Here is a 14,277-nt window from a genome sequence, read left to right as displayed (position 1 = left end):
AATGGCAGGAAACAGTATCGGACAACATTTTCGAGTGACAACATTCGGAGAAAGTCACGGTATCGCACTGGGATGTATCGTAGACGGATGTCCTCCGGGATTAGAAATTACAGAAGCAGATCTGCAAACGGATCTCGACCGTCGTCGTCCTGGCACATCACGTTACACCACACAGCGTCGTGAACCGGACGAAGTTAAAATTCTTTCTGGCGTGTTTGAAGGCAAAACCACAGGCACTTCAATCGGCCTGTTGATCGAAAATACCGATCAACGTTCAAAAGATTACTCAGACATCAAAGATAAGTTCCGCCCGGGACATGCTGATTACACTTACCACCAAAAATATGGCATTCGTGACTATCGTGGCGGCGGCCGTTCGTCAGCCCGTGAAACTGCGATGCGTGTGGCTGCAGGTGCAATCGCGAAGAAATATCTGAAAGATGAATTTGGCGTAGAAATCCGCGCTTACTTGTCACAAATGGGCGATGTTTCTATTGATAAAGTCGACTGGGACGAAATTGAAAACAACGCGTTCTTCTGCCCAGATACAGACAAAGTGGAAGCGTTTGATCAACTGATCCGCGACCTAAAAAAAGAAGGCGACTCAATTGGTGCGAAAATTCAGGTTGTTGCAACCAACGTACCTGTTGGCCTTGGTGAACCAGTGTTTGACCGCTTGGATGCAGACATTGCGCACGCGCTAATGAGCATCAACGCGGTGAAGGGTGTCGAAATCGGTGATGGTTTCGATGTCGTAAACCAAAAAGGCAGTCAGCACCGTGACCCACTTTCTCCGCAAGGTTTTGGTAGCAACCATGCTGGTGGCATCCTTGGTGGTATCTCAACAGGTCAAGACATCGTTGCGAATATTGCACTTAAGCCAACATCAAGCATCACGGTTCCGGGTGACACGATCACTAAAGAAGGTGAACCTACTCAGCTCATTACGAAAGGTCGTCACGACCCATGTGTCGGCATTCGTGCTGTACCTATTGCTGAAGCCATGCTTGCGATTGTTGTGATGGATCACTTACTGCGTCATCGTGGGCAAAACCACGGCGTAACGACAGAAACACCAAAGATTTAGTTTGGTACTCCAAATACAAAAAAGGTTGCTAATGGAGCAACCTTTTCTTTTTTGTTCTTTTTTCTTACTTAGTGGAGCGAGCTTTCGGTTTCCAACTGGAAAGAAGGCAAACGCCACTTAAATCGAACCGCTGCCATACGAAGTACGTAACCCACAACAAGGGTAACAATGGTTGCTGTTACGTCTGGCACGTTGAATTCTAGTAACGCCAGGTAAAGGCCGGATGCAATCAACGCGATAGAAGCGTATAGCTCCTCATGCAGTACCAACGGAGTTTGGCGACAGATCAAATCGCGAAGTAAGCCACCAAATACGCCAGTCACCAATGCAGACACCATACAGATGCCTGGGTGCAAGCCCATGCCCATCGCAATCTTGGTACCGATGATGCTAAATACAATCAAACCCAGTGCATCAAGACGAATGAACAAGCCTTTTAGTTTGATCACCCATTTCGCGAGGCCAGTCGTTAGTACGCCAGCAACACAGGTGATAGCCAGAAATTCAGGGTTTTTGACCCAACCAAGAGGGTAGTGGCCCAATAAAATGTCACGCACTGTGCCGCCGCCAATGGCTGTCGCACTCGCTACCAACATAACGCCAAACCAGTCCATTTTTCTTCTACCAGCGCTTAACGCACCTGTCATGGCTTCAGCCGTGATACCAATGATATACAACACACTTAGCAACATAGGGGAACACTCAAAGTAAAAAGTTACCGTTTATCCATTACAAAATGGTTAGGGCAGTAACAACACTTACAAACGGCTTAATCAGTCTTAAAAAGTGATTAAAACCAGCAACATGCTCATAATCAAACTGCTTGAAAAACAGCAATTTGAGTGGCACCAAAATAAGGCGAGAGTGTATTAGTAAATGAGTACGCTGACGAATGAGAAATTGTATTGAGAAAGGTCGGTTCAGATAAATTCAACTAATAACCAAAACTGTGGGATGCCTTTACCTTATTTGCAAAAACAGCGACAATGCGCAGCGCATGTCAATTTGAAGTACAGACTCGACGATGACCCACGAATACCAAGATCTAATCACCATTTTCAATGACACTTTTCTTGAGCAATTCAACACCACGCTAGGGCTTGGTGGTGATGAGCCTATTTATCTGCCAGCTGATGATGAGCATCCTCACCATCGTATTATTTTTGCTCGAGGTTTTTACGCTTCTGCTCTGCACGAAATCGCGCACTGGTGTGTCGCTGGTCCTGAACGTCGTTTAATGGAAGATTTTGGCTACTGGTATGAGCCGGATGGACGCACCGAAGCCGTACAAGCTGAGTTCGAAAAAGTAGAAATTCGCCCTCAAGCTTACGAATGGATTCTTGCCACGAGTGCTGGCTTCCCTTTTACGGTCAGTTGTGACAATCTACACGGCGATTTTGAACCAGATAGGCTTGGCTTTATGCAAAAAGTGCATAAAGAAGTATTAGGTATTTTGGAAGCAGGTTTGCCACCGCGAGTGAAAATGCTTTCGGACGCCTTACGTGCGTTTTACCAAACTAAGCCGCTGGAAGCGTCTGATTTTAGCGTTAAGTAACCCAAATAACCTCAGAGAAACTCCATGATTATTGAATTTGAAGAAAAACTACTAGAACTGATTGATGCTCGTATTGAAAACGCATCTGATGATGAACTGTTTGCTGGTGGTTATCTACGTGGTCACATCTCTCTGTCTGCCGCATCGTGTGAAGAAGACGGCATCAACGATGTTGAAGAGCTAAAATCTCGTATCGCGAACAGCCTAGAAGAAGCACGTGCAGAACTGACGCCTGCGGATCGCGTGATTGTTAGTGATCTATGGCAAGAACTGCAATCACAAGCATAATATCTACGAATTGCAGTAAATGAGTGCTCAGTGTAGCTGAATGAAAGCCTGTTAACCTTGTTGTGACTATTTTTTTCAACGGGTTATATCAAACGTCACCTTATTCTAGGCGTGCTTCTTGGCTATTTCTGAGCATATCTTTTCTATCGTTATCCCGCCTTTTAGTTGAAATCAACTCCTTCGAAATATTCGAATCTCTCCTTAAGATTTTTGTGGTTGTTGCCAGCCTGTTTAACTTTTATTCTGCAAAGCATAAAACGTGAACAAAGGAATATAACCATGAAAATTGTCGCATTCGGTGCTTCTACCAGCTCAACCTCAATCAACAAAACGCTTGCTACTTACGCAGCTCAACAAGTAGAAGGCGCACAAGTGAGCGTGTTGGATTTAAACAACTACAACGTTCCAATGTTTAGTGAAGACAAAGAGAAAGAAATCGGCCAAGCGGAAGGCGCAATCGCTTTTTTACGCGAGCTAGAGCAAGCTGATGCCATCGTTGTATCATTTGCAGAGCACAATGGTTCTTACGCAGCGGCTTACAAAAACTTGTTCGATTGGGCAACGCGTATCGAGCGCAATGTGTTCCAAAATAAACCGGTCGTTTACCTTGCGACGTCACCGGGACCTGGTGGTGCACAAAGCGTACTAGCGGCGGCAACGGGTTCAGCGCCATTTTTTGGAGCGGACGTTAAAGCGTCGGTTTCGGTACCAAGTTTTTACGAGAACTTTGACTTGGAGTCGGGTGAGATTGTAAATCAAGAAATTGCAGAGCAAGTGAAACAAGCCGTCGCGTTGCTCAAGTAATACGCCATTAAAAAAGAGATTCCTGATGCGTGATTTCGCGGGCTTGGGAATCTCTTATTCGTTATCTACTTAATATCCATGTAGTTGTCTGTTTGGTGCCAATTTAAAGCTCGGTAATCGCTTTACCTTTACGTAATTTGCGTACCCACATACGGCTTGGGTGAAGTTCTGTCAGCACATCGACAGGGAGTGGCAGCGGGTCCCCACAGATTTGCGAGGCCAACACTTCTGCCAACAGAGGCGCAGAGCTTAGACCTCGAGAGCCTAAACCTAAGAAGCAGAAAAGGTTAGGGAATTGGTGAATCGCTTCAACCTCTTCTTCTGGTTTATTTTGCAAATCTGCATATTGCGTTTTGATTGTTTCGAAATCACCTACGTTCCCAACAAATGGCAGATGGTCTCGACTCACGCAACGAATACCTTGGCGTGACAAATTGCCCGATGTATCCACTTCTTTGGTCCATTCCTGATTTGGAATGCATTTGACCAACTTTTCTACGTTATCTCGTTGTGCGTTTTCATCAAACTCATAGTCTAAATGACTGCGATCGTAACTGGCACCAATGCAAAGGTGTTGGTTATTTGGGTTAACAGGCGTCATGTAACCGTCGTAACACAGTACAGTTTTGAGTTTAGATAGGGTTTTCGTTGCTGGCGCGTGACTCACTTGTCCTTTTACTTGCCCCATCGGCAAGGCTTCAGTTTGGCTTAGTGTTTGGAACTCGTTGCCGTTAGCAACTACAACGGTTGAATGTTCAAAGTTCTGGCCGTTCGCTTTTAATGTCCAAAGCTCACGCTCTTCGTCCCAAGTTAGTGACTCGACTTGATGCTCGAACTTCGCTTCAAAAAGTTCGGTTTTTTCTAGTTGAGTAATCAGCCCGCGAGTTAATTCCGCAGGGCACAACCAACCGCCCATTGGGTAATGAACCGATGCCATATCAATGGATAAGCCGATTGTCTCCGCCGTTTCTTCCGCAGACAATTTACGAATGAGCGCTGGAGTGAAGTTTCCCTCAAGCATTTTCTCTAGTTTGTCTGTGGATTTGTCATCCCACATCAATTGAGTTACACCACACCAATCATGGTCAAAATCAATTTCTTGCGCTGCTTGCTCGACAAATTGACGTGCGAACAAAAATGCTGGCGCAAACACACGAGATACACCTGTATGCGGGCCATTAAGCAGAGGATAAACGGCACCTTGACGGTTGCCAGAAGCCCCTTCGGCTGGTTGAGTGTCTTTGCAGTAAAGCGTGACGTTTTGGCCACGACGAACCAACGTTTTCGCTAACGCCGCGCTGGCAATACCGCCTCCGATTATGGCAATCGAATCAAGATTGCTGGACGCCGTGCGATTGAACCACGCAAGATGGTTCGATTGCTTTTCGCGTTGTTCCATCGAGCCTGCGATCATTTCACGCTTGGTGCCAAAGCCTTTGACTTTTTTCATTGCAAAGCCAGCTTCGTTCAATCCTCGACGCACAAAACCCGCCGCGGTAAAAGTGGCAACTGTACAGTCTTGCTTGGCTAACTTAGCCATGTTGTTGAACAGATTTTGGTTCCACATTTCTGGGTTTTTACTTGGTGCGAATCCATCTAAAAACCAAGCGTCAATCAAACCTTGTTCGTTGTATGGGACTTGCGGCATGCAGTCTTTGATGTCGCCAAACCAAAGGTCGAGTGTAATTGCGCCATCTTCAAGCACAATGCGGTGACACTCAGGTACGGCAGCAGGGTAGTGCTTTTGCAGCTTTTCTGCATACTCAGCCAACTCCGGCCACGCTTCATGTGCTTTTTTCAAATCCGCTAGGCTTAGCGGGTATTTTTCAAAACTAATGAAGTGCAGCTCTTTTAGCGCTGCATCTGGGTGGTTGCGACGAAATTCATTAAACCATTGCCATACAGCAAGAAAGTTCAGTCCCGTGCCAAATCCGGTTTCACCGATAACAAAGCGTCTTTGGTCAAATTCCTGCCATCTTTCTGGGAGATGATTTTGTTTGAGGAAAACGTAGCGTGTCTCTTCAAGACCGTTTACGTTAGAAAAGTAAACATCATCAAATTGGTCAGAAACCGGCGTGCCAGCTTCGTTCCAACCAAGTTCAGCATTTTTAATTGAAGTCATAATGGTGCAAATTTGTGATTTGGCGCGGTAAGAATGGGGCGATTGTACGAATTTATGGGAAAGCTGACCACTTTTGTTGACTATCTTAGTTATCATCTAGCGGATTTTTGAATTATAGGAATGTCATAATGAAACGAGTCGTAATCACCGGTATGGGTATTGTTTCAAGTATCGGTAACAACGTCGAAGAAGTTCTAGCGTCTCTTAAAGCGGGCAAATCTGGCATCACTGCGTCTGAGCAGTTCAAAGAACACGGTCTTCGTTCGCAAGTTTGGGGTGATCTAAAGATCAACCCTGCGGAGCATATTGACCGTAAACAGATGCGCTTTATGGGTGATGCGGCTGCTTATGCATACCTATCAATGCAGCAGGCGATTGAAGACGCTGGTCTAACTGAAGAACAAGTTTCAAACGATCGTACAGGTATCGTTGCTGGTTCTGGTGGTGCTTCTGCATTAAACCAAACAGTAGCAACCGATATTATGCGCGAGAAAGGCGTAAAACGCGTAGGTCCTTACATGGTTCCTCGTACTATGTCTTCTACCGTATCAGCATGTCTTGCGACACCATTTAAAATTCGTGGTGTGAACTACTCAATGAGTTCAGCTTGTGCGACATCTGCACACTGTATCGGCCACGCAATGGAGCTTATCCAACTTGGCAAACAAGACATCGTGTTTGCTGGTGGTGGTGAAGAGCTAGATTGGTCTCAAACGATGATGTTTGATGCGATGGGCGCACTATCAACTAAATACAACGATACGCCAGAAAAAGCGTCTCGTACTTACGATGCAGACCGTGACGGTTTTGTTATCTCTGGCGGCGGCGGCATGCTGGTTATCGAAGAACTTGAGCACGCTCTAGCACGTGGCGCGAAAATCTACGGCGAAATCGTAGGCTACGGTGCGACTTCTGATGGCTACGACATGGTAGCACCTTCAGGTGAAGGCGCTGTGCGTTGTATGAAGATGGCAATGCAAGACGTTGACAGCATTGATTACGTTAACACTCACGGTACGTCTACTCCAGTTGGCGACGTGAAAGAGCTAGGCGCAATCCAAGAGCTATTTGGCGACAACAGCCCAGCAATCTCTGCAACAAAAGCGATGACAGGTCACGCTCTAGGTGCGGCTGGTGTTCACGAAGCGATTTACTCGACTCTAATGCTAGACAACAACTTCATCGCGCCAAGCATCAATATTGAAAACTTGGATGAAGCGGCAAAAGGTCTGGATATCGTGACAGAAGCTCGCGACGCAGAGCTAACGACAGTCATGTCAAACAGCTTTGGCTTCGGTGGTACCAACGCAACATTGGTTATCAAAAAATACCAAGCGTAATCAACACCAAAGCTAACTGAATTTGTTGGTATTGTTCATTGTGATTTGAACGCCAACAAACCAGTTTCCAGAGCTTGATCAGTCAAACTGATCGAACAGACGCAGACTCTATCCCAAGGAGAGCGGGATAGGATCCTTTTGTTCTGGAACTTTGCCCGGCTAATTTAGCCGGGCTTTTTCTTTTCTCATCATTCCGTTTTTTCGTGTTACTCATGTACTTTCCCTGTAGGGAAGTCCGTGATGCCGATTGTTGCTACCTCGACAAACCAAGCTATTCTCCGCTTTGAGGTTTATTGGGTTTATATCTTGAGATTTTTCCCGAAAAGGGCACAATCGCCATAGCTTCGCTTTTTGCGAATAAACAAACTCATAAAATGGATCTTAAAAACGCTGGCGCTATGAAAATTATTGTTGATGAAAACATGCCGTACGCTGAAGAGCTATTCAGCCAACTTGGTGAAGTGATTCTAAAACCGGGTCGTACCCTGACTGCTGATGACCTTATTGATATCGATGCTCTGATGATTCGATCGGTAACCAAAGTAAACGCTGAACTGATCAGCAAAGCGAACAAGCTCAAGTTTGTTGGTACGGCGACAGCGGGTATGGATCACGTTGACCAAGCTCTTTTGAAAGAAAAGGGTATTTTCTTTACTGCAGCACCGGGGTGTAACAAAGTTGGCGTTGCAGAGTACGCATTTAGCGTCATGATGGTACTAGCACAGCAACAAGGTTTTTCGGTCTTTGATAAAACCGTAGGTATTATTGGTGCAGGTCAAGTGGGTAGCTACCTTGAAAAGTGCTTGAAAGGCATGGGCATCAACGTTCTTATCAACGACCCATTCAAGCAAGAGGCGGGTGACCCTCGCAGCTTTACTCCGTTAGCTGAGCTTATCGAACAATCAGACATCATCACACTACACACGCCAATCACTAAAGACGGGCCGTACCCAACCCATCATTTGATTGACGAGAAAGTACTGAACGGTCTTCGTGGTGATCAAATTCTTATCAATGCAGCGCGTGGCCCTGTGGTTGATAACCAAGCATTGAAGCAACGTTTAATGAAACAAGATGGTTTCACTGCGGCATTGGATGTCTTCGAATTTGAACCAGAGGTTGATATGGAGCTTCTGCCTCTGCTAGCATTCGCAACCCCTCACGTTGCAGGCTATGGTCTGGAAGGGAAAGCTCGCGGTACGACAATGATTTTCAATAGCTACTGCGAGTTCTTAAATAACGAATTACGTGCGCATGCCAGCGATTTACTGCCAACTGCGCCTGTTCCAACGATGATGTTGGATAGAGCATGGGATGAAGCAACACTGCATAACATCACACAGTTAATCTATGATGTGCGTAAAGATGACGCTCTTTTCCGTCGTGAAATCAGTAAGCCGGGTGCGTTTGACCTGATGCGTAAAAACTACTGGGATCGCCGCGAATACAGCGCTGTCACGCTAGTGGGAAATGAAACATGCAACCTTGCACCACTAGCAGAACTAGGTTTTCAGATTGAGGTAAGTCAATGAGCCAGCAATACAATGTTGCCATTTTGGGTGCGACCGGTGCGGTCGGTGAAACAATTTTAGAAGTGCTTCAAGAGCGCAAGTTCCCAGTCGGTGAACTGTTCCTATTGGCAAGTGAGCGTAGCGAAGGCAAGACTTACCGTTTCAATGGTAAAACCGTACGCGTACAAAACGTAGAAGAGTTTGATTGGTCTCAAGTGCACATCGCTCTGTTCTCGGCTGGTGGCGATCTATCTGCAAAATGGGCGCCAATCGCAGCTGATGAAGGTGTGATTGTTATCGACAACACGTCACACTTCCGTTACGAGTACGACATTCCTCTTGTTGTGCCTGAAGTAAACCCTGAGGCGATTGCTGAGTTCCGTAACCGTAACATCATCGCCAACCCAAACTGTTCGACTATCCAAATGTTAGTTGCACTTAAACCAATCCATGATGCAGTCGGTATTGAGCGTATCAACGTTTCAACTTACCAATCGGTATCAGGTGCGGGTAAAGCGGGCATTGATGAGTTGGCTGGTCAAACCGCTAAGTTGCTAAATGGTCTGCCAGCTGACAAGAAGCAGTTCTCTCAACAGATCGCGTTTAACTGTATTCCACAAATCGATCAGATGATGGAAAACGGCTACACCAAAGAAGAAATGAAAATGGTGTGGGAAACTCAGAAAATCTTTAACGATCCTTCAATCACCGTAAACCCAACGTGTGTTCGTGTGCCGGTGTTCTACGGCCACGCAGAAGCGGTTCACGTTGAAACTCGTTCACCAATCGACGCACAAGAAGTAATTAACCTTCTTGAGCAAACCGAAGGTGTAGAAGTATTCCACGGTGACGATTTCCCAACACAAGTTCGTGATGCGGGCGGTAAAGATCACGTAATGGTTGGCCGCATTCGCAACGATATTAGCCACCACAGTGGTGTAAACCTATGGGTTGTGGCTGACAACGTGCGCAAAGGTGCAGCAACGAACGCTGTACAAATCGCCGAAGTACTGATCCGCGATTACTACTAAGTTAGTGGTATAAGAAACGTAAAGCCTCGCACTAAGCGAGGCTTTTTTGTTCGAACGATGTAAATTTGTGTGAGATTAGTACGAATATGGCGAGAGCCACACATTTTTTACCCCCAAAGCTATAGTTTTGCGTGGTATATCCGATATATTTAACTGATCACCATTTCAAATTGTTTCTAGCACAAAACTGAGCCTTCTATGCGTCAAAATTATAAGCGTTTGTTAGCAGCCCTTGTGTTGATGAGCGCGACTCAGACATCGTCAGTGGTTCAAGCCGAAGGAATTCGTCTCGTTGGGCCGTCTGGTGAAGTGCAATCATCTCCGAGCTATGCTGAAGAGATCGAACGAGCATTACCTACTCCACCTGAGAATACTCAGCCTTCGCGCTTTTTCGGCCCTACAGGTGAAAACCAAACACTGTGGTCGATTGCTTCTGAGCTAAGACCGTCACGTAATGTCTCGGTACAACAAACGCTTCTCGCCATTTATCGAATCAACCCTCAAGCGTTTGACAATCAAAACATCCACGAGCTGATCCCAGGCAGCCGTCTTCGTGTTCCTTCATTAGAGCAAGTTCGCAGTGCGACGACTGAGCAAGCTGTTGCCATTATGAAGGCGCATGAGTTACGACTAAAACAACCTAAGCCAGAAAAGCCAGCTCCAGTTAAACAGATAGAGGTTAAACCTAAACCTGTTGCAGAGCCTACTGCGCCAAAAACGCCAGTTGTTACTCCACCAAAACCTGAACCAGTTAAACCTGTTGAAACGACAGCAAACGTGCCACCAGTTTCGACGTCACCACAAGGTGAAAAGCAGGTTAGTGATCTAAAAGACAAGCTGCAGGGCTCGCAAAGTGAGCTTGAATCACTAGAAGAGAAAAACCATCGTCTGCGCCTCATGTTGTCTCAAGTTCAGAGCGAAGTTGAAACACTCAAAAGCGAGCTTAACGACGAAGAGCGCATTCGTTCGGAAGTGGAAAAGCTGTTGGCAGAAGAGCGCCAACGTGTTGCTGAGCAGCAACGCATGCAGCCAAGTACGATGGATAAGATTCTATCCAATGGTTGGCTAGTCGGACTTGCAGCTCTGATTCCCGGGGCACTGCTAGCGTTGTTGGTTGTCATGCTACTTGGTCGTCGCTCGAAATCGAAAGAAGAGGAAGCAGCGCAGCAGCAGACACAAGATATCGATCCGCTTGCGGCTCCAATTGGTTTAGCCGCAGCTGACCAACTTGATGATGAGCTCAGCCTAGACGATGACTTGTTTGGTGATGATGACTCTGAACCGCTATTAGAGCAGGATGAGAAAGCTGAGCTTGAAGAAGATGTCTTCGCAAACCTAGATGACGAAGAACTAGACTTCAACTTAGAAGGCGATGACGGCGAAGATCCATTTGCCGGTATCGGCGATGATGGTGATTTAGACGTTGGATTTGACGAGTTTGATTCTTCAACGAGCGGCATTCAAGTCAATGGCGACGAGAAAGCGCTGGGTCTTGAAGAGATGGAACGTGCGCTTGATGAAGTGACGCCAGAACTAGAAGTGCTCGACGAAGACGAAACAGGCTTCGACTTGTCCGACGACGATAACGCTATTTCTGATGATGAATTTGCCAAACTTCTTGCTGATGATGAACCATCGGAAGACCTTTCAAGTGGCAGCGTTGATCAAGCGATGTTGGACGACTTATTCGCAGAACTTGGCGACGATGATTTAGATCTTGACGTTGAAGATACCAAGCCAGAGCCGCAAGTCTCAGACGAGGATTTCTCGGCAGGAGAGGCGTCGGATGACGATATTGATAAGCTATTAGCTCAATACGATCAACCAGCAGAAGAAACATCAAGTGAGCTTGACCCACTTGAGGAACTCGAAAGTCTGGCGGGTTTGACTGATGACACCGATATCGATGAAAACAGCACTGAGCTACTCGACGAATTGATCGATTTCGATGAAGACGAAACCGAGGAAGAGTTCGATCCGCTCAACGAATTGGAAGCGCTATCTGATTTTGAGGCTGAAGAAGCAATTGAGGAACTCGACGAAAACAGCGTTGAATTACTCGATGAGTTACTGCAAGACGACGATGAAAAGCCCGTTTTAGAAGACGAGAGCACGACCGAGCTCGACCCATTCGATGATTTGATTCGTGAGGATGAGGCAGTCACTGCTGATGAGAGTCAGTTAGACGATGACTTGGTGGCTGATTTTGGTTTTGAAGAGATCGAGCCTCAAACGGAACAAAATAAAGCGCTTGAGCCAGAGGAAGAAAAGCCGCTAACCGCGCAGGTTGAAGAAGACGCCTCAGAGTTAGAATTTGAATCTGGCTTAGATATCGACGCTCTGCTGAGTGAGGCGCAGCAACAACCTGTAGCTCCAGAACCAACGGAATCATTACAAGAAGAAAGCGTCCCGTTTAATAGCAATGACTTCTTAGGTGATCTTGAGGAAATGTCACCAGAGCATGATCCTCTGATGACTGAGCTGGATGAACTGTTTGAATCTGATAACATCGTTCTTGAAGAAACTGAGCAAGAAAGTGCAGACTTTGCCGCCGAGCTAGATGCACTTCTGGAAGGCAAAGACGGTTTTGCTGAAGAGTTAGAAAACTCATCTGTCAAAGAGAATTTGATGCCATCGGCTGAAGAGCTGCCCTCTGAAAATGGTGAGTATCAACTTCGCGAGGAACAGACTGAACCAGAAATTACCAGTAAAGAGGAAGAACCTGCATTCACGCCAACGCCGAATACTGTTGAGAATGAATTTGGCGTTCCTCAAGAAGAAGACTGGTTGCTAGACGACGTTGAGCCTGAAGCTGAAAACAAACTTGAACAAGAACCTGTCGCGGCAACGTCCACTGACGTTGATGAAGACGAGTTCAACTTCGACGAACTGGAACTGCCAGAGTTTGATGAAGAAGATGCATTAGCATCTATGGCCGATGAACTTGATCTACCAGAATCTGAACGTGAAGCGGCAGCACCAGCGGCCGAAGCGGAAGAAGAATTCAACTTCGACGAACTGGAACTGCCAGAGTTTGACGAAGACGATGCATTAGCTTCAATGGCCGGTGAGCCTGAGCTACCAGAAGCTGAAGTTCAAACTGCAGAGCCGACCGCTGACGCGGAAGAAGAATTCAACTTCGACGAGCTGGAACTGCCAGAGTTTGATGAAGAAGATGCATTGGCATCCATGACGGCTGAACCTGAGCTACCAGAAGCTGAAGTTCAAACTGCAGAGCCGACCGCCGAAGCGGAAGAAGAGTTCAACTTCGACGAACTGGAACTGCCAGAGTTTGATGAAGAAGATGCATTGGCATCTATGGCCGATGAGCCGAAGTTGCCAGAATCTGAAATTCAAGCCGCAGCGCCAACCGTTGACGCGGAAGAAGATTTCAACTTCGACAAACTGGAACTGCCAGAGTTCGACGAAGAAGATGCATTGGCATCCATGGCTGCCGAGCCTGAGCTACCAGAATCTGAAGTTCAAGCCGCAGCACCAACGGCCGACGCGGAAGAAGAATTCAACTTCGACGAACTGGAACTGCCAGAGTTCGACGAAGAAGATGCATTAGCATCTATGGCTGATGAACCTGAGCTACCAGAATCTGAACGTGAAGCGGCAGCACCAGCAGCCGAAGCGGAAGAAGAGTTCAACTTCGATGATACTGAACTGCCAGAGTTCAGTGAAGAAGATGCTATAGCGGCTATGGCTGAAGCATCACCTTCATCTGAATCAGAAGTTGCGCCTAAGCCAATTCTCCAGGCAGATAATGACCATGATGCGCTTTTTGAAGTCTTCGCTCAAAACAGTTTTGATAAAGAGGTAGAGCAGCCAACTGTTATTGAATCTCCATCTGAGTTAGACGATTTTGATGAATCAACGATGGCTAACTTGCTTGCAGATGAGCCAAGTGCTGAAGCGTTTGATGGCAAGCTCGACAGCGACACCATTGCAAGTGCAGGCATGGATTTCGAAACCATGTTGGATGTCGGTGATGACTGGGATGGTTTTAAGCCAGCATCAGACATGGCTGAACCATCGGTTATGGAAGAAGTCCCTGAAGACCAGCAAGAAGTGTGGAGTTCGAGCGAAGCGCTGACTCAACCTGAAATCGCGCAAGAGAACTGGGCCGAGCAGGAAGATCTTGATGACTTTGACCCTAAGAAAAATCAGTTTATGACTATTGATGAACTGATGGCTCAAGTGGACAAAGAAGGTGGTGAGTTTGAAGAGCAAGAACTGATGCTCGATGTCGGTTTGAATGAGTTCCCTGATGTGATTGGTGATATCGGTGACGTTGATGTAGATACCAATGCAGAAGCAGCAGGTAAGTTGGACCTTGCTAAAATCTATCTTGAAATGAACGATCCTCAAGGTGCGATCAAACTGTTAGAAGAGGCGATAGTTTACGGTGAAGATGACATTCGCCGAGAAGCGAAAAACCTCATCGATACCATAAACGGTCGATAAATCAAAAAGGGTAGCGAGAGCTGCCCTTTTTGTATCTGAAGGGACTTGAGTATATACTTCCCGCCCCAT

10 protein-coding genes are annotated in these 14,277 nt (G+C 46.5%); 8 read left to right on the top strand and 2 right to left on the bottom strand.

The window, feature by feature from the left end; genetic code table 11:
* Position 1 precedes the first annotated feature (1 nt).
* Entirely contained in the window at positions 2–1,087 is a 1,086-nt protein-coding gene (gene aroC / locus DYB02_RS12870; protein ID WP_005457714.1) for a chorismate synthase, read from the top strand.
* A 68-nt stretch (positions 1,088–1,155) separates the two neighbouring features.
* Here the strand turns inward: aroC and DYB02_RS12865 are convergent, their stop codons facing one another.
* Positions 1,156–1,779, bottom strand: coding sequence for a trimeric intracellular cation channel family protein (locus DYB02_RS12865; protein WP_005494413.1), 624 nt, complete (start codon positions 1,777–1,779; stop codon positions 1,156–1,158).
* A 332-nt stretch (positions 1,780–2,111) separates the two neighbouring features.
* Here DYB02_RS12865 and DYB02_RS12855 point away from each other — a divergent pair, with 332 nt between their 5' ends.
* The 3 genes from DYB02_RS12855 to DYB02_RS12840 all read left to right on the top strand — a co-directional run bounded on the left by DYB02_RS12855 (position 2,112) and on the right by DYB02_RS12840 (position 3,734).
* Positions 2,112–2,642 (top strand): elongation factor P hydroxylase, encoded by a 531-nt coding sequence (locus DYB02_RS12855; protein ID WP_029806090.1) that lies wholly within the window; start codon positions 2,112–2,114, stop codon positions 2,640–2,642.
* Positions 2,643–2,666: 24 nt separating this feature from the next.
* Positions 2,667–2,930, top strand: a complete 264-nt coding sequence (locus DYB02_RS12850) for a YfcL family protein (protein ID WP_005479532.1) — start codon at positions 2,667–2,669, stop codon at positions 2,928–2,930.
* Positions 2,931–3,209: 279 nt separating this feature from the next.
* A complete protein-coding gene (locus DYB02_RS12840; RefSeq protein ID WP_021486928.1) occupies positions 3,210–3,734 on the top strand; it encodes an NADPH-dependent FMN reductase in 525 nt (174 codons plus the stop codon).
* A 103-nt stretch (positions 3,735–3,837) separates the two neighbouring features.
* On the opposite strand, the gene mnmC is transcribed toward DYB02_RS12840, so the two are convergent.
* Positions 3,838–5,856 (bottom strand): bifunctional tRNA (5-methylaminomethyl-2-thiouridine)(34)-methyltransferase MnmC2/FAD-dependent 5-carboxymethylaminomethyl-2-thiouridine(34) oxidoreductase MnmC1, encoded by a 2,019-nt coding sequence (gene mnmC / locus DYB02_RS12835; protein ID WP_029806092.1) that lies wholly within the window; start codon positions 5,854–5,856, stop codon positions 3,838–3,840.
* Between the two features lie 128 nt (positions 5,857–5,984).
* On the opposite strand from mnmC, the gene fabB reads away from it, so the two are divergent.
* From fabB to DYB02_RS12810, 4 genes are all read left to right on the top strand, one after another.
* Positions 5,985–7,196 (top strand): beta-ketoacyl-ACP synthase I, encoded by a 1,212-nt coding sequence (fabB, locus tag DYB02_RS12830; RefSeq protein ID WP_005460738.1) that lies wholly within the window; start codon positions 5,985–5,987, stop codon positions 7,194–7,196.
* 398 nt (positions 7,197–7,594) lie between these two features.
* The gene (locus tag DYB02_RS12820) at positions 7,595–8,728 is read left to right on the top strand and encodes a 4-phosphoerythronate dehydrogenase (protein ID WP_021453433.1); all 1,134 of its coding nucleotides are present in this window, start codon (positions 7,595–7,597) and stop codon (positions 8,726–8,728) included.
* Positions 8,725–9,738, top strand: a complete 1,014-nt coding sequence (locus tag DYB02_RS12815; protein WP_021453374.1) for an aspartate-semialdehyde dehydrogenase — start codon at positions 8,725–8,727, stop codon at positions 9,736–9,738. The genes DYB02_RS12820 and DYB02_RS12815 overlap by 4 nt, the downstream gene beginning before the upstream one ends.
* Before the next feature lie 198 nt (positions 9,739–9,936).
* A complete protein-coding gene (locus DYB02_RS12810; RefSeq protein WP_047022970.1) occupies positions 9,937–14,208 on the top strand; it encodes a FimV/HubP family polar landmark protein in 4,272 nt (1,423 codons plus the stop codon).
* The last annotated feature ends 69 nt before the right edge of the window (positions 14,209–14,277 follow it).

This window comes from Vibrio parahaemolyticus, from assembly GCF_900460535.1.
Taxonomy (GTDB): domain Bacteria; phylum Pseudomonadota; class Gammaproteobacteria; order Enterobacterales; family Vibrionaceae; genus Vibrio; species Vibrio parahaemolyticus.
Note: the sequence above shows the minus strand (reverse complement) of the source record. Positions and strands in the feature narration are given on the sequence as shown.